Annotated in this window: 15 protein-coding genes; 2 read left to right on the top strand and 13 right to left on the bottom strand. The window is 61.7% G+C overall.

The features are described 5' to 3' along the window. Nucleotides 1–22 precede the first annotated feature (22 nt). The 3 genes from LOY67_RS10370 to LOY67_RS10360 form a co-directional block, all read right to left on the bottom strand. Nucleotides 23–2,098 carry a hydantoinase/oxoprolinase family protein gene (locus tag LOY67_RS10370; protein ID WP_265067070.1) on the bottom strand — a complete coding sequence of 692 codons (2,076 nt, stop codon included), beginning with the start codon at nucleotides 2,096–2,098 and terminating at the stop codon, nucleotides 23–25. Nucleotides 2,099–2,260: 162 nt separating this feature from the next. After that, complete coding sequence (locus LOY67_RS10365) at nucleotides 2,261–3,022, bottom strand: SDR family oxidoreductase (RefSeq protein ID WP_265067069.1); 762 nt, start codon at nucleotides 3,020–3,022, stop codon at nucleotides 2,261–2,263. Then, on the bottom strand, nucleotides 3,015–3,764 hold the full coding sequence (locus tag LOY67_RS10360; RefSeq protein ID WP_265067068.1) for an SDR family NAD(P)-dependent oxidoreductase: 750 nt from the start codon (nucleotides 3,762–3,764) through the stop codon (nucleotides 3,015–3,017). The genes LOY67_RS10365 and LOY67_RS10360 overlap by 8 nt, the downstream gene beginning before the upstream one ends. Before the next feature lie 112 nt (nucleotides 3,765–3,876). On the opposite strand from LOY67_RS10360, the gene LOY67_RS10355 reads away from it, so the two are divergent. Further along, nucleotides 3,877–4,479 (top strand): TetR/AcrR family transcriptional regulator, encoded by a 603-nt coding sequence (locus LOY67_RS10355; protein WP_265067067.1) that lies wholly within the window; start codon nucleotides 3,877–3,879, stop codon nucleotides 4,477–4,479. 134 nt (nucleotides 4,480–4,613) lie between these two features. On the opposite strand, the gene LOY67_RS10350 is transcribed toward LOY67_RS10355, so the two are convergent. The 6 genes from LOY67_RS10350 to LOY67_RS10325 form a co-directional block, all read right to left on the bottom strand. Continuing rightward, nucleotides 4,614–4,964: a DsrE/DsrF/TusD sulfur relay family protein gene (locus LOY67_RS10350; protein ID WP_265067066.1), complete on the bottom strand. Its 351-nt coding sequence runs from the start codon at nucleotides 4,962–4,964 to the stop codon at nucleotides 4,614–4,616. A gap of 52 nt (nucleotides 4,965–5,016) precedes the next feature. Continuing rightward, nucleotides 5,017–5,727: an amino acid ABC transporter ATP-binding protein gene (locus tag LOY67_RS10345; RefSeq protein WP_265067742.1), complete on the bottom strand. Its 711-nt coding sequence runs from the start codon at nucleotides 5,725–5,727 to the stop codon at nucleotides 5,017–5,019. A gap of 79 nt (nucleotides 5,728–5,806) precedes the next feature. After that, the gene (locus LOY67_RS10340) at nucleotides 5,807–7,096 is read right to left on the bottom strand and encodes an amino acid ABC transporter permease (protein ID WP_265067065.1); all 1,290 of its coding nucleotides are present in this window, start codon (nucleotides 7,094–7,096) and stop codon (nucleotides 5,807–5,809) included. 1 nt (nucleotide 7,097) lies between these two features. Next, complete coding sequence (locus tag LOY67_RS10335) at nucleotides 7,098–8,348, bottom strand: amino acid ABC transporter permease (RefSeq protein WP_265067064.1); 1,251 nt, start codon at nucleotides 8,346–8,348, stop codon at nucleotides 7,098–7,100. A gap of 97 nt (nucleotides 8,349–8,445) precedes the next feature. Next, the gene (locus tag LOY67_RS10330; RefSeq protein ID WP_320110012.1) at nucleotides 8,446–9,465 is read right to left on the bottom strand and encodes an amino acid ABC transporter substrate-binding protein; all 1,020 of its coding nucleotides are present in this window, start codon (nucleotides 9,463–9,465) and stop codon (nucleotides 8,446–8,448) included. 115 nt (nucleotides 9,466–9,580) lie between these two features. Further along, on the bottom strand, nucleotides 9,581–10,801 hold the full coding sequence (locus tag LOY67_RS10325) for a MalY/PatB family protein (protein ID WP_265067062.1): 1,221 nt from the start codon (nucleotides 10,799–10,801) through the stop codon (nucleotides 9,581–9,583). A gap of 120 nt (nucleotides 10,802–10,921) precedes the next feature. Here LOY67_RS10325 and LOY67_RS10320 point away from each other — a divergent pair, with 120 nt between their 5' ends. After that, nucleotides 10,922–11,815 carry a LysR substrate-binding domain-containing protein gene (locus tag LOY67_RS10320; RefSeq protein WP_265067061.1) on the top strand — a complete coding sequence of 298 codons (894 nt, stop codon included), beginning with the start codon at nucleotides 10,922–10,924 and terminating at the stop codon, nucleotides 11,813–11,815. A gap of 3 nt (nucleotides 11,816–11,818) precedes the next feature. On the opposite strand, the gene LOY67_RS10315 is transcribed toward LOY67_RS10320, so the two are convergent. The 4 genes from LOY67_RS10315 to LOY67_RS10300 all read right to left on the bottom strand — a co-directional run bounded on the left by LOY67_RS10315 (nucleotide 11,819) and on the right by LOY67_RS10300 (nucleotide 16,517). Beyond that, a complete protein-coding gene (locus LOY67_RS10315) occupies nucleotides 11,819–12,853 on the bottom strand; it encodes an alcohol dehydrogenase (RefSeq protein WP_265067060.1) in 1,035 nt (344 codons plus the stop codon). Between the two features lie 30 nt (nucleotides 12,854–12,883). After that, complete coding sequence (tehA, locus tag LOY67_RS10310; protein ID WP_265067059.1) at nucleotides 12,884–13,882, bottom strand: dicarboxylate transporter/tellurite-resistance protein TehA; 999 nt, start codon at nucleotides 13,880–13,882, stop codon at nucleotides 12,884–12,886. A 119-nt stretch (nucleotides 13,883–14,001) separates the two neighbouring features. Next, on the bottom strand, nucleotides 14,002–15,246 hold the full coding sequence (locus LOY67_RS10305; protein WP_265067058.1) for a diaminopropionate ammonia-lyase: 1,245 nt from the start codon (nucleotides 15,244–15,246) through the stop codon (nucleotides 14,002–14,004). Nucleotides 15,247–15,275: 29 nt separating this feature from the next. Continuing rightward, nucleotides 15,276–16,517 carry a Zn-dependent hydrolase gene (locus LOY67_RS10300; RefSeq protein ID WP_265067057.1) on the bottom strand — a complete coding sequence of 414 codons (1,242 nt, stop codon included), beginning with the start codon at nucleotides 16,515–16,517 and terminating at the stop codon, nucleotides 15,276–15,278. Between the last annotated feature and the right edge of the window lie 41 nt (nucleotides 16,518–16,558).

The raw sequence follows: 16,558 nt of genomic DNA, 5'->3' as shown, positions 1-16,558 counted from the left end.
TCGCCTTCTATGCAAGGGACGCTTAGCGCCGAACGACCAGCAGGCAGCCATCAGGCTGAACGGTGGCGATGAAGGAGGAAGACACGAAGGTCGATGTTTCGCGCTCGGCAATGATGGCCGGACCATCAATGCGCGCCCCTGGTTGTAACTCCTCACGCTGGAAGATGCCGGCATCGACAAAGCCACCGCTGACGACGTCGAAGACGTTACGACGCGCAACCTCATGGGCCCGATGCGAAGCATTGATCTGATTGACCGGCCGCACCGGCATCAGCGCAGAGCTGGCCTTGACCGACCAACTGACGATCTCGATGTCGGGCCCTTCGATTGGGCGACCGAAGAACTGGGTATAAGCTGCCTCGAACAGCGCCTTGAACTGCCCGGTGTCATCACGGCTGAACCGCTTGAACGGCAGAGCTACCGGAATTTCCCAACCCTGGCCGACGTACCGCATGAATGCCGTGCATTCCAGCTCGGGCTCGCCTTCGGGCATGCCCTGGCGCAGGAAACCGATGGATTCGGACTTCATGTCATCGATCAGGGCATTGACCTGCGACGCATCGAACTCCGACAAGCGCACGAATGAACTGCGCACCGCCTCATAGCCGAACGGCGCACGTAGAAAGCCAATGGCCGATCCGACACCCGCGCCGGCCGGCACCAGGAAGCGCGATACACCCATTTTTTCGCACAGGCGCGCGGCGTGCAGCGGACCACCGCCACCAAAGGTGATCATGGTGTATTCGGCAATGTCCTTGCCACTTTCGACGGCATGGACACGCCCCGCGTTGGCCATGTTTTCATCGACCACCTCACAGACACCGTAGGCCGCTGTGACCGCCTCCATATTGAGCGGTGCAGCAATGACCCGTGCGGTTGCCGAAGCGGCGCTTTCAACGGACAAGTGCATGGCCCCACCGGCGAAGTTGTCCGGATCCAGGCGCCCCAGCAAAAGGTTCGCATCGGTGATGGTCGGCTCCAGGCCGCCACGTCCGTAGCAGGCAGGGCCTGGCTCGGACCCGGCGCTGTGCGGCCCGACCCGAATCTGGCGCATGCTGTCGATGCTGGCGATAGAGCCACCACCGGCACCGATTTCGACCATCTCTACCACCGGGATCGAGATCGGCATGCCACTGCCCTTCTTGAAGCGGTAAGTGCGTGCCACTTCAAAGGTCTTGGCAGTCTTCGGAACCTGATTTTCTATCAGACAGATCTTCGCCGTGGTGCCGCCCATGTCGAAGGACACCACCGAATCCAGCGAATATTTGCGTGCGATGTCGGCGGCGAAAATCGCACCACCGGCGGGGCCGGACTCGACCAGGCGCACGGGGAACTCCGCAGCGCTCTGTACCGAAATGATCCCGCCACCGGAGTGGATCATGAACACCGGGCAATCGGCACCGGACTGCTTGAGCGTCACCACCAGGCGATCCAGGTAGGACTTGATCAGCGGCTTGACGTAAGCATTGGCGCACACGGTATTGAAACGCTCGAACTCACGCATCTGCGGCGAGACTTCGCTGGAAATCGAGACCGAAACGTTCGGCAAGCGACGCTGCAAGGCATCGCGCAACAAACGTTCATGGGCACCATTGACGTAACTGTGAATCAGGCCAACCGCGATGCTCTCGTAGTTGCCCTCAGCCACCCGCTCGACCAGCGCATCGATATCGGACGACTCAGGTGCGATCAGCACATCACCGTGCACATCCAGGCGCTCGCGCAAGGTGTAGCGATGTTCACGCTCGATCAGAGGCGGCGGCAACGTGATGTTGATGTCGTATTGTTCGAAACGGTTTTCCGTGCGCATTTCCAGCGTGTCACGAAAACCTTCGGTGGTAATGAACGCGGTCCTGGCCCCACGCCGCTCGATCAGGGCGTTGGTCGCCAGGGTGGTGCCATGAATCAGTTGATCAATATCGGACAACTTCAGGCCGGCAGCCTCGATGACACTTTTCACACCGGTGAGGATGGCGCGCTCGGGCAGCTCGTAGTCAGTCAGAATCTTGGTTGAGTGCAATACCCCGCCTACGTCCAGCGCGATATCGGTAAAGGTCCCACCTATGTCCACGCCGACCCGGCATGAAGTAGCAGTCATCGTCGTATCCCCTGAAATTCCTGATTCATGACAAGAGGCTGTCGAGTCATGTCAAAATGTAAGTTATAAGTTGTCTTACAGGCAGTCAAGTACCGACACATACCATTCTGCTTTTTCACACACAAAATGGATGGCCGGGATCCGTAAGATCCCGGCCATTTTTCATTGCTCCCGGGTCTTGACCATACGCGCCCCGCCCACCGCCTGGGCCGTCGGGAAAACCTCCAACCGCGACACGTCCACTTGCTGCGGTAGACTCAACGCCGCCAACAGCAATGTCGCAATGTCTTGCGGCATGATCAACTCATACCCTTCGTACAACTCGGCACCGGCGGCCTGCATGCCCATGGCGGTCTTGTACAGTTGTGTCTGGACTCGTCCCGGGGCGATTTCCGTCACGCGCACCCCGCTGCCGAGCAAGTCGCAGCGCAATGCATCGCAGAACAGGCTGATGCCGGCCTTGGACGCACCATAAACCGCCGCCCCCGGATGCGGTGCACGGCCGGCACTGGAGCCAATGAAGAACAGATGGCCGTGACCACGCTCGATCATTCCAGGCAACGCCTTGCGCGTCAGGTGCAAAGGCGCCTTCAGATTGATGTCGAACATGTTGTCGATTTCTGTCGGGTCCATCTCCTGGAAAGACGCCCGCGTGGACAACACACCCGCGTTATTCACCAACACATCCACCGGGTAACGAGCCAGAAGGTCAGTGAACGCATCCGCCTGGCGTACATCCGCCTCAACGACGATCACGTCCCGCTCCGAACGTAACTGCGCCAATGCCTCGGGGCTGCGACCCACCGCAATCACCTGCAATCCCGCGTCACGCAATGCCAGGACCACGGCCTTGCCGATGCCGCTGGTGGCGCCGGTGACCAGCGCCCGACGATAAATCGCTGGAATCGATACGGCATCAGGCATAGATGTATCCCCCGCTGACAATCACGTTCTCACCGGTGGCGTAACTGTTACGGCTACTGCCCATCATCACGATCCATTCAGCGATTTCGGCGGGTTCCGCCGCACGCCCCAACGGGTTGGCGGCGGCCAGTTCGCCGAGGAAACCCAATTGCTTGGCACGCTCGGTGGCAAAACCGGCCGGCGCCACCGAGTTGACCAGGATCTGGTCCTTGGCGCAGGCCTGGGCGAAGGATTTGGTCAGGCTGACGACGGCCGCCTTGGTCGCGGCATAGTGGGCGTTCTGCGGGTGCGCCTTGAAGGCGTCGACCGAGGTGACGTTGACGATGCGACCGGTCACGGCGGGCGTCGCCACGTACGCCTGCATATGTTTCACCGCCGCCACCATCATGTGATAAGTGCCTTTGATGTTCACCGCATTTTCCAGATCCCATTCCTCGTCAGTGATCTCGAAAATGTCCTTGCGCGGATAAATCGCGGCACTGTTGACCAAGCAATGCACGCGCCCCAGGGCATCGACAATTTGCTGGAAAGCGCCATGAGCGGATACCTGCCGGGAGATATCGCCTACGGCCGTCGCCACTTCGCAACCCTCGGCGCGAAGCAGCTCGGCAGCGGCGACCATCAACGGCTCATTTCGGTCGATGATGCCGATTTTCGTCGCCCCGCGTTTACGCATCAGCTTGGCGGTTTCCAATCCCAGACCCGAAGCGCCACCGACGATTACGACCGTTTGCCCATCCATAAAACACCTCCGCGATTAGTCTTTACGTAAGATGCCTGTTGTCTTACATTTGGTCAAACCCAATTTGTCCGACAATGGTCGGCAAGCCTTCGCTCAGTCACAGGACAACGCTATGACCGCGGCCACCGTCCATTCGAAATCCGTACCCAATAATGCCCGCGACCGCCTGTTGGATGTGGCGCTGGAGCTGTTCGCCACCCACGGCTACCAGGCCATCGGCCTGCGCGATCTGGCAGGCCCTTTAGGGCTGCATGCCGGCTCGTTGTATAACCACATCGAGAACAAGCAGTGCCTGCTGTTCGAGCTGATCGAAGGTGCGGTATCCGACCTGCTGGCCGACACCAAACGGCGCATGCGGGGCGCCAGGACTCACCGCGATCGCCTTCAGCGCTTTGTCCACGCGTTCGTCGTTTTCAACCTGGCCGAGAGGCGCCGGCTGCTGCTGGTGACACGCGAATCGGTCAATCTGACTGATGAGCAACAACAGGCAATCAATCGACTCAGGAGCAACCACGCAGACCTGCTGAAGGCCATCATCTGCGCTGAATGTGGCGAAACCGACTGCATCGGTGAGCGCACAGACATGATTACAGAGGTGGTCATCGGCATGCTCTACGGACAATCCCTCTGGCAGAGCATTGAGGTCCCGGAACAAAAACTCCTGGATGTCCTGACCCACTCTGCCCTGGGCATCATCTCCAGCGGCAAAGATTAGACGATCAAGGCAGGAAAGCCCGACATGCGCGTCACAACGAACTGCCCCCCCGTTTCCGGCCCGCCATGCGACCCAACGGGAGCAAGCGCCCTGCCTGGGGTGGAGAAGTCCCGCAGCGGTTATTCGGACCGGTATCAGAAAATCAGTATCTTGTCGGCATCCACCGTCCAGTCCGCCAACTCCCCCGGCGATGAGCGCCGGACACCCGCAACCAGTTCCACGTCGGTCATGCCCCTGGCGTCCATGCCGTCGCCGCACAGCGCCACCTCCCCTTTGCGCAGGATCTTGGCCAGCACGAGTTCGAGGTTGTAGTGCCCCATCGGCACTTTCTGCCCGGCACGGGCGCAGCTCACCGCATCCGACTGCAGGTAGACCCGGACCTGGGCCTGCTTGCGCGCCGACAGCGAACCGGCCAGCCGCAATGCATTGAATGCCCGCTCCGAGCCGTAGCAGGCGTCGTTGATGATGAACAGGAAAGCGCTCATGGTGACTCCTTGGTGGCGGTTGGGGCTGCAAGGCAGCCCCGGCGTGAGCAGCTCAATGCCGCAGGATCTGGCTCAGGAACATCCGCGTGCGCTCCGACTGCGGATCGCTGAAAAAGGCCTTGGGCTCGTTCTGTTCGACGATCTGGCCCTGGTCCATGAAGATCACCCGGTCGGCAACTGCCTGGGCAAAACCCATTTCGTGGGTGACACAGAGCATGGTCATGCCCTCTTCCGCCAGCTGGATCATGGTATCGAGCACTTCCTTGATCATCTCCGGGTCCAGTGCTGAAGTCGGCTCGTCGAACAGCATGACCCGCGGGTTCATGCACAACGCCCTGGCGATGGCGACCCGCTGCTGCTGACCACCGGACAACTGCCCCGGATACTTGTGCGCATGCTCGGGGATCCGCACTTTGGTCAGGTAATGCATGGCCTGTTCCTCCGCCTGCTTCTGCGGGACCTGACGCACCCAGATCGGTGCGAGCGTGCAGTTCTCCAGGATCGTGAGGTGCGGGAACAGGTTGAAGTGCTGGAAGACCATGCCCACTTCCTGGCGGACCTCATCGATCTTGCGCACGTCGCTGGTGAGCTCGGTGCCGTCGACCACGATCCGGCCCTGCTGGAATTCTTCCAGGCGATTGATGCAACGGATCATGGTCGATTTACCCGAGCCCGACGGGCCACAGATAACGATCCGCTCGCCACGGCTGACGGTCAGGTCGATGTCGCGCAGCGCATGGTAATTGCCATACCACTTGTTCATCCCGGTGATCTGGATGGCGACCTCCCGGGAAGGTGCACGGCTTACTGTCGAATGCTGGCTTTTCATGATGCAAGGCTCCTCAGCGGTGATCGGTCTTGAGCCTTTGCTCAAGGTGTATCGAGTAACGGGACATGCCGAAGCAGAACAGGAAGAACACGCCGCCGATGAACAGGAACAGCTCCCAGTAGATGCCTTGCCACTGCGTGCTCGCGCGGATCGCCGTGGACAGGGCTATGGGGTCGAGCAAGCCGATGAACACCACCAGGGTGGTGTCCTTGAACAGGCCGATGAAAGTACTGACGATCATTGGAATGGAGATCTTCAGCGTCTGGGGCATGATCACCAGGCGCTGGGCTTTCCAGTAATCCAGCCCGAGTGCCTGCGCAGCTTCGCTTTGACCTGGAGGCAGCGCGGCCAGCCCTCCCCGGATGACCTCCGCCATGTAGGCCGTGGAAAAGACCGTGACCATGATGATCACCCGCAGGATCAGGTCGAACGAGGTGCCCGGTGGCAGGAAATAGTTGAGCAGCAGCGAGGCGGTGAACAGCAGTGTGATCAGCGGTACGCCACGGACGAACTCGATGAAGGTCACACTCATCAACCTGATCAGTGGCATCGACGAACGCCTGCCCAATGCCAGCACAATCCCCAGCGGCAAGGACATGGCTATGCCGGTGACGCCGACCACGAGGGACAGCAGAAAGCCGCCCAGATCACGGGACGACACCGGGGACAGCGCCAGGGGCATGATTTGCTCAAGCAGCATCGCGATAGACCCGGCAGCGCGCAGCCAGCCGCCTGCCACGACCATGATCGCCACGATCAGCGCAGTCGTCGCGCCGAAGCGGCGGCACAGCCTGAAGGCCACCCCGCCTGCCGCCGCAATGGCGTAGACCATCCCCGGTGCCCAGAGCGAACCTCCCCAGATCAGCCAGAACACCAGCCCCGGATAGACAACGCTGAACCACACCAGCCTGCGCGGCAGACGCTTGAACAGAATCGGACCAAGCGCAACGAACAGCAGCACGAAGGCCGCCAGTGGTCGCCAGTACTCGGCCGGCGGGTAGAAACCGAACACCAGTTGCGGCCAACGCTCACGGATCACGCCCCAACAGGCGCCCGATTCGCCATTGAGTATCCGTCGGCACTCGCCCAGTGAATCGGCCTGCCAGACCGAATTGGCCAGCCAGGGAAAGACCGCGTGCATCAGCGCCGCGAGGGCCACTAACGACAGGATGGTCAGCAGGCTGCTCCACCAGCCGTTGAACAACCGTGAGCGAATCCAGAACAGGCAGCCGCCCTGCCCCACGGGAGGCTCGGCCTGAGGAAGCAGTTGCTGGCGTGACCAGGCTATGGAGTGTTGTGTCATGTCAGCGCACCTGCAGTTTCACGCGGTTGTTGTACAGGTTCATCAAACCCGAGGTCAGCAGGCTCATGGCCAGATAGATCAGCATCATCAGCAGGATGCCTTCGAGCTCCCTGCCGGTCTGGTTGATGGAGATGCCGCCGAGTGTCGAGCGCAGGTCCATGTAGCCGACCGCAAGCCCCAGCGAAGTGTTCTTGGTGATATCCAGGTACTGCGAGGTCAGCGGCGGCACGATGACCCGCAATGCCTGGGGCAGGATCACCAGGCGCATCGTGCGCCCCGGGCGCAGGCCCAGGGCATTGGCCGCTTCGGTCTGCCCCCGGGTGATGGACTGGATGCCGCTGCGCACGATCTCGGCAATGAAGGCGCCGGTGTAGACGCTCAACCCGAGCCACATGGCGATCAGCGAATTGCGCAGTTGCAGCCCGCCCTGGAAGTTGAATCCGCGCAGCTGCGGATAACCCAGGTGAAAGCCCAGCGCATAGAGCAAAAGCACAGTGGGCAGCACCAGCACCGCCAGACGTTTGTACCAGAGCAGCGGACGCTTGCCCGTCCGGCTCTGCACGGCATCGGCATGCCGGCGCAGCCAGCGGTCCGCCAACAGGCAAAGCAGGATCAGGCCGATGATTGCCAGCGCATTGAGGCTGGGCTGGACAACGCCGAGATCCAATACACCCAGCTCTCGGGTAAAAAGAGGTTCGGGAACGTAGACGCCCCGGTTGGTCACGGCCATGGCTGTCTCAGTGATTCCTGCGCTTCGATAGCTGCTGGGCGCAGGCATCGACTGGGCCATGACCGCGCCAATGATCAGGATGCACAACAATGCGGGAACGTTGCGGAACAGCTCGATATAGGCGCCCATCAACCGTGAGACGATCCAGTTGTCCGAGAGCCGCAATACCCCGGCCAGAACGCCGATGACCGTGGCCGTGGCGCAGGAAAGAATGGCCAGGATCAATGTGTTGAGCAGCCCCACCAATGCCGCCCGACCATGGGTCATCTGGCTGTCATAGGCGATAGGTTGCTGGTTGATGTCGTAGCCGGCCGCATTCCAAAGGAAGCTGAAGGAAAAGTCCTTGCCCAGGGCCGCGAGGTTGCGGACCGTGTTGTCCAGCAGCCAGGCGGCAGCCAGCATCAGGCACATCAGCGCGATGATCTGGATCGTGTAGGAACGGTAACGCTTGTCGTGCAACAGCATGCCCAGCGAGAAGGCGGCCTGGCCGTTCTTCTTGTCGGTCATTGTCAGGGTGGACATATCTCTCTCCCGTGAAGGGAGGGCTGACCCGGATCCGATACGGCCTGGTCAGCCCTTCGCGGCAATGGTCAATCAGCGTGCCGGTGGGCACATCGGATCAGCGGAAGGGTTCGGCGTACAGCAAGCCGCCCTGATTCCATTGCGCGTTAAGACCGCGCTCAAGGCCGATGGGGGTGTTCTTGCCCAGGGAGTTGTCGAAGATCTGTGCATAGTTGCCACTGGCGGCAATGGCGCGGCTGGCCCATTGGTTATCCAGTCCCAGTTGCTCGCCGAAGTTGCCTTCGGTGCCCAGCAGGCGATTGATTTCCGGGTTGTCCGAACCACTCGACAGTTTCGAAACGTTCTCGGAAGTCACACCCAGTTCTTCGGCGGCGACCAACGCGTTAAGGGTCCAGCGCACAACGTCTGCCCACTGATCGTCGCCCTGGCGCACCATCGGTCCGAGGGGCTCCTTGGAGATCAACTCCTTGAGCACCATGTGCTCGTCCTTCGAGGCGAAACTGGCCTTGGAAGCCGCGAGTCCGGAGACGTCGTTGGTAAAGACGTCGCAGGCGCCGGCCAGGTATTTCTGTTCCCCTTCGGCAGTCGACTCGATCGGCACCGGCTCGTATTTGATGCCGTGCTTGCGCGAGTACTCGGCCAGGTTCAGCTCATGGGTGGAACCGGTCTGGACGCAGATCGAGGCGCCGTTGAGATCCTTGACCTCCTTGGCCCCCAACGCCTTGCGTACCAGGAAGCCCTGGCCATCGTAGTAGTTGATTCCGGCAAAGGTCAGCTTCAGGTCGACGTCGCGGGTGAAGGTCCAGGAACTGTTGCGTATCAACACATCCACTTCACCGGAAGCCAGGGCGGTAAAGCGTGTCTGCCCGGTGGTCGGTACGAAACTGACCGCATTGGCATCTTTCAGTACCGCTGCCGCGACAGCGCGACACAGGGCGACGTCCAGTCCTTGCCAGGCTCCCTTGGCATCCGGTGCGGACAGCCCCGTGTTGCCGGTGGATACTCCGCAATTGAGCTTTCCACGGGCTTGCACGTCCTTGACGGTTCCGGCGAAAGCCATGCCGCAAACCAGGGATGCGGCGAGGCAGACCATTGGCGCGAGGACCAGTTTTTTCATCATGTTCACCTTGTTTTTGTGATGGTTATTAAGGCGGCAGCCAGGGCATAGGTGCAGCTACACGCTCGCGTACACAGCGCGAGCGTTTGTTATTTGAAAGTGTTCGGGGTATTGCTCAGCGCTGTTGAACAGCGCGAACGATCCGCTGGATGGCTTCGTTGACCGTCACGCGGCTGCAACCCAGGTTCGCCCGCATGAATCCATGGCCCTGCTCGCCGAATTTCTGGCCCTTGTCGAGCCAGACCCGCGCCTTGGTGAGCATGAACCGGTCGAGCGCCGTGGCGTCCATGCCCAGGCCGCGACAATCCATCCAGGCCAGGTACAGCGAATCCGTGGGCACGACCTTGATCTGCGGTACAGCGGCGTGGAGAGATGCGGCAAAGTGCGCCTGGTTGCCACGCACGTAGGCCAGCATCTGCTCCAGCCAGGGCTCGCCATGGGTATAGGCCGCTTCCGCCGCGACCATGCCGAGGGCATTGACGTAGCGATAGAGATTACGGTCGTACTGCCGGACCAGTTCCTCGCGGATCCGCTTGTTGGGGATGAAAATGTTCGCGGTCTGCAACCCCGGCATGTTGAAAGTCTTGCTCGGGGCCGTGCAGGTGATGCTGTTGCGGGCGAAGGCCTCGCCCAGGGATGCGAACGGTATGTGCTTCCTGTTCGGGTTGAGCAGGATGTCCTGGTGGATCTCATCGCTGAGTACCAGCACATCGTGCCGGGCGCAGATTTCACCCATCGCCCGCAGTTCCGCCTCCGACCAGACATTGCCGGTCGGGTTATGCGGATGACTCAGGATAAACAGGCGCGTGTTGGGCTGGATCGCCGCCTCGAACTTGCGCTCGTCAAAACGGTAGCGCTCGCCATCGAAGTCCAGTGGCGCCAGCGCCAGGCGTCGACCGTTCACCTGGGCATCATCATGAAAGTGCACGTAGACCGGTGGCTGGATCAACACCGAGTCACCCGGTGAAGTGAAGGCCTGGATGGCGGTCTTCATCGTGGTGATGATGCCCGACGCCTGGAACAGCCAGTCACGGGACACGTCCCAGCCAAAACGCCGGCCCTGCCAGCCGATCACCGCGTCGACATAGGATTTGCGCGCACCGCCGGCGTAACCGAACACACCCGACTGCACGGCTTCACTCAGTGCATCGATCACCGGTTGCGGCGAACGGAAATCCATGTCCGCTACCCACATCGGCAGCGGGTCGGCGGCACACTCCTCGGGCGTGAGGAAATTGTGTCCGTAGTCCCACTTCATGGAGTTGGTGTGCTTGCGATCAATCACTTCATCGAAGGGGCAGGCCTGGGCCTGGGGTGCGACTGCTTGGGTATTCATTGTTCTTGTATCCAGCCTGACAACGGAGGGTGGCGCTCAAGCGCCTTGCGGTATTAGTAACAACAACGGATCATGAACAAAAATGGTATTACTTCATAAAACCATGAGCAGGAGACATGAATGATTGATTTCCAACCCCTGGTGATCCTGCGTGAAGTGGCCCGCACCGGGAGTGTCACGGCGGCGGCCGAACGAATGAATGTCAGCCAGTCCGCGGTCTCCCATGCCATCACCAAGTTCGAGGAACGGCACGGGACCAAAGTGTGGATGAAGGATGGTCGCAACCTGCGTTTCACCCAGGCCGGCAATTACCTGCTCGGCCTGGCCGAACGGATCCTGCCCCAGCTCGATCATGCCGAACGGGTGCTGGCGGATTTCGCTGATGGCCGCCGCGGAGCCCTGCGTGCTGGCATGGAATGCCACCCCTGCCAGAAGTGGTTGATGGGCGTCACAGGCCCGTACCTGCGGCGTTGGCCGGACGTCGACTTCGAGATCTGCACGGCTTTTCGCTTCGATGGCGTGGCGGCGTTGCTGGGCCATGAGATCGATCTGCTGATCACCCCGGACCCGATCGATCAGCCAGACCTGCTGTTCACACCCGTCTTCGACTACGAGCTGGTACTGGTGCTGCACGAAAACCACCCCCTCACCACTAACGCCTGGGCCGATCCCCATGATCTGATCGCCGAAACGCTGATCACCGTACCCGTCAGCCTGGAACGCCTGGACATCTACGGCCGCTTCCTGGTGCCGGCCAATTGCCGGCCGCATCACCGCATCACGGCCGAAACCACCGAGTTGATGTTGCAACTGACAGCGGCGGAACGAGGCATCAGCGTGTTGCCGGAATGGTTGCTGCGCGAAGAAGGCGACAAGCTGCCCCTCAAATCCCTGCGCATCGGCCCTCATGGCCTGCACAAGAGCATCCACCTGGGCGTGCGCAAGGATGAAGAACGCATCGACTACATTGCCGGCTTCCTGGATATCGCCCGGGAGCAGCAGCCGATCTATTGAGCGTCAGCTTTCGCCTGTGCCCACCGTCAGTACCATGCGAAACTTCACCTCGCCGGACTTCACCTTCTGGTAGGCCTCCCAGGCGTTCTCCAAAGGCTGGGTCTCGATCATGGCGCGCACGTCGGTCATGACACTGAAGTCCAGGGTTTTCTCGGACTCGTAGGGCGTGCCGGTGATGGCGCCCTGGACACTGCGTTCACCGCCCACCAGCGCACCGGGCATGATCGCCAGCGGCTGGCGCCCCACGCCCACCACCAGTAACCGCCCCTGCGGCGCAAGGGCCGGCATCAGCGCAGATGCCGCGGCGCTGTCGGTGATGGTGGTCAGGATCACCTGGGCCCCGCCCATCTCCTTGAGCCGGGCGACCGGTTCCTCGACATGGGTATCAATGTAGTAATGAGCGCCCAGCGCCAGGACATCTTCGGCAATATCGGCACCTCGTCCGACGGCCACGACCTTGAAGCCCATCCGGCGCGCGTATTGCAGCGCGAGGTGGCCGAGGCCGCCGATGCCTTGGATCGCCACCAGATCACCCGCCTGGGCGCCGGACTTGCGCAAGGCATTGAACGTGGCAATGCCCGCGCACAACAGCGGCGCCGCTGCCACGGCATCCAGTTCATCCGGGATCGCCACCAGGCCGGTGGCGCGGGCGGTCATCAACTCTGCGTAGCCGCCATCCCGGGAGCTGCCCATCACAGGCTGGTGACTGCACAGGTTGAAGTGCCCGCGGCGGCATTGCTCACAGACATTGCAATGGCCTCCAAGCCGCCCGACGCCAACCCGCTGGCCCACCCGCCAGTTGCCCTGGACACCTGTGCCGAGGGCCACGATCCGCCCGACCACCTCATGACCGGGCACACGCGGCAACTGCAAGTTCGCCTCCAACCCTTCGATGGCCCCGGCATCCGCGCCACAGACCCCGCAGGCCTGCACTTCGATCAATACATCGCCTGTGCCGGGCTCGGGGACTTCCCGTTCAACCAACTCCAGCACGCCCGGCCGGGTGACCTGCATCGCCTTGTAGGTGTTCTTTGCCATGTCCTGTCTATCTCCGAGCAATGAAAGAAATCAGTCCGACTGAACGGGACGGTTGATGGTGTCTGGCTCACCCTGTGGGAAATAGCTCAACAACCGATGCACCGTGCGCAACCCGAGATAGCCGATGAACAGGTTGGCACCGACAAAAATCGGTGGCGCGAGTATCCGTGCCGGTGCCACGCCTGCCGATGCGAGTTTGAGCGCGGTGATAGCGGTGGCAACGACACCAAAACTGTAGGCCCAATACGCCGGGTTGAAGGACTGCGCCCCCAGCCAGCCCCTGAGGCGCAAGCCCAGTAGCAGCTGGAACAGCCCGTACCCCCATAACATGAGCAGCCGGTGATCCGCGCTACCCGGCGACAACGCCAGGCAGGCCATGGCGCACACCGTCGGCGGGGCGAACTGGATGCCGATCAGCGGGCGTTGCGGCGCGGGTATCGTGGCCGAGTGCAAGAGCCTGTGGAGAATCAGCGACTCGAAGGCCAACCAGGAAAACAGCCCCACCCCCAGCAGCATCCAGCCCCATTCGGAACACCCCAGGGCACCCAACGCCGCCGCACCCGTGAAATTACCTGCAACGGTTGGCAGGTACAGGGTCGGCAACATATCCATCGCGTTGCGGCCACCCTTCCAGAGCGTCCCGGTGTGCCACAGGGAAAACCCGATGTGCCAGGTGAGACCGGCGCTGGCCAATGCCCACGCGAGGACAAGCGAATACGGAAGAACGGCGATGGCAATCAACAGGGTCGAGACACCCACCAAGGCAGGCGTACTGCCCTGGACAGGATGAAGAAGTTCGGTTTTTACCGCGCCGTAGTCGCGCAAAGCCTGCCAGGCATAACCGACGATCAGCACCGCCCAGACCCCAGCCGCGACCATCAGCAAGGCTTCCCCGACCGCAGCGGGCAATCCCCATACGCCCACCGCCGTGCGCCAGGCCTGTCCAAGGCCGGCCAGGCCCAGCACCGCGGCGAAGTAGGCAGCTGGAATACTGGGTCGGGCAACGCCCTGCATGGGCACTGCGGTCATACCCGTGCCCGCGACGATTCAATCCCATGCCACTTGAACATCTCCAGCCCTCGACTCTGTTATCAAAACCTGAGTTCGAGTGTGGGCAGAGGCCGCTGGCCGCACAAAGCAGATTACTTTTAGCGCATGGCAAGAAAATCTTTATCGGTGTGCAAGGCGCCCAGCCAAGCCTCCTGCCGCCGTAGAACCGACACATCACTCTCCCCCAACAACCCGGCATACACCCCCGGCGCCGTGGCGCCTTCGGTGTTGACCACCAGCACGCGGGAATCGGCATTGATGCCCAGGTCAGCCGCCAAGCCTTTACCCCCGACCACGTGCATCAGGCCGGCAAGACCGGCGACTCCCGACTCCCCCGCCACCAGCGGAATGTCGCGAGTACTGCCCGCCGCCAGTCGGCGCATGGCGGCCACGGCTTCGTCGTCTTCAATGGTCATGAAGAAATCGACACTGTTTTCCAGGAAGCGCCAGGCGAGCGGAGACGTCTCGCCACAGGCCAGGCCCGCCATCACCGAGTCGACCGAGCCGGTCGCTTTGGCCGCCCGGCCCTGGACCGCACTCTGGTACAGGCAATCGGCCTGTGCGGGTTCCACCATGACGAATACGGGGCGTTGTGCGCCGTACTGCTCCCACAGATAGCTCGCGATACCGGCAGCCAGGCCACCGACGCCGCCCTGCAGGAACACGTGGGTAACTGGCGCGTCAGCCTGCAACGCTTCAATCACTTCAGCCGAGATCGTGCCGTAGCCCTGCATGACGTCACGAGGAATGACTTCGTACCCTTCGTAGGACGTATCGGAAACCACGGTCCAGTCATTGGCGGCAGCCAATGCCGCGGCCTCCTCCACCGACTCGTCATAGTTGCCGGTAATGCGCACGATCGTGGCGCCATACGCGGCGATGGCCTCTTCGCGCTCAACACTGACGTTCGCATGCAGGACGATGTTGCACCGGCAACCCATGCTCTGGGCCGCCGCAGCCAGGGCGCGTCCGTGGTTGCCGTCGGTGGCGCTGATCACGGTGAAGTCGGCCAACGCGTCGGCATGCTTGCCTTCCAGCAGATCGCGGGCGGAGAAGTGCTGCTCAGGAAAAGTACGCAAGATCAAACGTACCAGGGCAATCGGCGCACCCAGCGCCTTGAAGCTGCCCAGTACCGAGCGCTGCGACTCGTCCTTGACCAGGACCTGCGCCACACCGAGTTCGGCGGCCAGGTCGGGCAGCGCGTACAGCGGCGTGGCCGAGGCATTCAGGCGCGACCATTGCGACAGCCACTGCCGGCTCTCGTTGGCTTTTTCGACGCTCATGATCTGGCGCAGTGCTTCGGGATAGGCTTGGCGAGTGGCCTTGGGGTTGGCGATCAACATGGGGAACTCCATCGGACAGGCAAGGATTTTCAGGCGGCGTTGAGGCGCCGTGTGACGACGTCGAGCAGCACCTGCGCGCCCTTGATCAACTGATCGTCGTCGGTGTGCTCGCGAGGGTTATGGCTGATCCCGCCGCGGCTGGGGACGAAGATCATCGCGGCCGGTGCGATGCGGGCAATCATCTGCGCGTCATGCCCGGCGCCGGAGGTCATCCGACGGTGACTGAAGCCGAAGCGCTGCGCGCTGGCCTCGATTTCATCGGCCAGTGCGGCGTTGAAAGTGACCGGCTGGAAACGCACCAGCTGTTCGGTCGAGATATCGACGCCCTCTTGTTCGGCAATGTCGCCGAGGTACCTGGACAAGCGTTTTTCGGCAGCGACCAGCTTCGCCTCGTCGGGATCACGCAGGTCAACGGTGAAGGTTGCCTTGCGCGCAATCACGTTGATGACATTCGGTTCGAACTTCATGCACCCGACGGTGGCCAGGGTGGTCCCGGTCTCGACCGCGATACGCCGCAGCTCGACCGCGATGGAACTGGCCACCAGGCCGGCGTCATGCCGCAGATGGGTAGGCGTGGTACCGGCGTGATTGGCGTTGCCCTTCACTTCAATCTGCTGCCAGGAGATGCCCTGAAGGTTTTCGACGACACCGATCAAGGTGCCCTCGGCCTCCAGGATCGGGCCTTGCTCGATGTGCAGCTCGATGTATTCATGGGGAACGATAGCGCCGGGTTCCAGGGCACCAGCGTAGCCAATGCGTTCGAGTTCGTCCCCCAGGCGCGTACCGTCAGTACCGATGGTGTCGAGTGCTTCCTCGACGGACAGGCCGCCGGCATGGACCAGCGACCCCATCATGTCGGGCTGGTAGCGCACGCCCTCTTCGTTGGTGAACGCGCCGACCGTGATGGAGCGGGCGGGCAACACGCCGGCCTCGCGGAAGGCACGAATGACCGCCAGGCCGGCGAGCACCCCGTAGCAACCATCCAGCGCACCGGCATTGGTCACTGTGTCGATATGAGACCCCATCATCAGCGGACGCTGATCACCCCGGTCACTCGCCGAGCGCAGTGTGCCGAACAGATTGCCGATCCGGTCGATCTGGATCTCCAGCCCCAGCTCACGCATCCAGCCCTGAACCCGATCGCGTCCGGCCTTTTCAGCGTCGGTCAATGCAATCCGGGTGCGCCCGCCATTCTCGGCATCGGCGCCCAACCGGCCGAGGGTTTGAATCTGCTGGAGCATGAGGGGGCCGTTGAGGTGCAGATCGTGCATCAGAGTCTCCTGGGGGTGGATCTTGGCGTCGTGAAGAAATT

Origin of the sequence: Pseudomonas sp. B21-056, assembly GCF_026016325.1 — a bacterium.
Taxonomy (GTDB): domain Bacteria; phylum Pseudomonadota; class Gammaproteobacteria; order Pseudomonadales; family Pseudomonadaceae; genus Aquipseudomonas.
The sequence above is the reverse complement of the archived record's forward strand: the minus strand, read 5'-3'. Positions and strand labels throughout refer to the sequence as shown.

What these genes read in the sequence shown, in the direction of transcription:
- LOY67_RS10325 (WP_265067062.1), bottom strand. Translation starts at nt 10,801, where the DNA reads ATGAATACCCAAGCAGTCGCACCCCAGGCCCAGGCCTGCCCCTTCGAT.
- LOY67_RS10360 (WP_265067068.1), bottom strand. Translation starts at nt 3,764, where the DNA reads ATGGATGGGCAAACGGTCGTAATCGTCGGTGGCGCTTCGGGTCTGGGA.
- LOY67_RS10330 (WP_320110012.1), bottom strand. Translation starts at nt 9,465, where the DNA reads ATGAAAAAACTGGTCCTCGCGCCAATGGTCTGCCTCGCCGCATCCCTG.
- LOY67_RS10305 (WP_265067058.1), bottom strand. Translation starts at nt 15,246, where the DNA reads ATGTTGATCGCCAACCCCAAGGCCACTCGCCAAGCCTATCCCGAAGCA.
- LOY67_RS10345 (WP_265067742.1), bottom strand. Translation starts at nt 5,727, where the DNA reads ATGAACAAGTGGTATGGCAATTACCATGCGCTGCGCGACATCGACCTG.
- LOY67_RS10365 (WP_265067069.1), bottom strand. Translation starts at nt 3,022, where the DNA reads ATGCCTGATGCCGTATCGATTCCAGCGATTTATCGTCGGGCGCTGGTC.
- LOY67_RS10355 (WP_265067067.1), top strand. Translation starts at nt 3,877, where the DNA reads ATGACCGCGGCCACCGTCCATTCGAAATCCGTACCCAATAATGCCCGC.
- LOY67_RS10370 (WP_265067070.1), bottom strand. Translation starts at nt 2,098, where the DNA reads ATGACTGCTACTTCATGCCGGGTCGGCGTGGACATAGGTGGGACCTTT.
- tehA (WP_265067059.1), bottom strand. Translation starts at nt 13,882, where the DNA reads ATGACCGCAGTGCCCATGCAGGGCGTTGCCCGACCCAGTATTCCAGCT.
- LOY67_RS10340 (WP_265067065.1), bottom strand. Translation starts at nt 7,096, where the DNA reads ATGACACAACACTCCATAGCCTGGTCACGCCAGCAACTGCTTCCTCAG.
- LOY67_RS10350 (WP_265067066.1), bottom strand. Translation starts at nt 4,964, where the DNA reads ATGAGCGCTTTCCTGTTCATCATCAACGACGCCTGCTACGGCTCGGAG.
- LOY67_RS10335 (WP_265067064.1), bottom strand. Translation starts at nt 8,348, where the DNA reads ATGTCCACCCTGACAATGACCGACAAGAAGAACGGCCAGGCCGCCTTC.
- LOY67_RS10300 (WP_265067057.1), bottom strand. Translation starts at nt 16,517, where the DNA reads ATGCACGATCTGCACCTCAACGGCCCCCTCATGCTCCAGCAGATTCAA.
- LOY67_RS10315 (WP_265067060.1), bottom strand. Translation starts at nt 12,853, where the DNA reads ATGGCAAAGAACACCTACAAGGCGATGCAGGTCACCCGGCCGGGCGTG.
- LOY67_RS10320 (WP_265067061.1), top strand. Translation starts at nt 10,922, where the DNA reads ATGATTGATTTCCAACCCCTGGTGATCCTGCGTGAAGTGGCCCGCACC.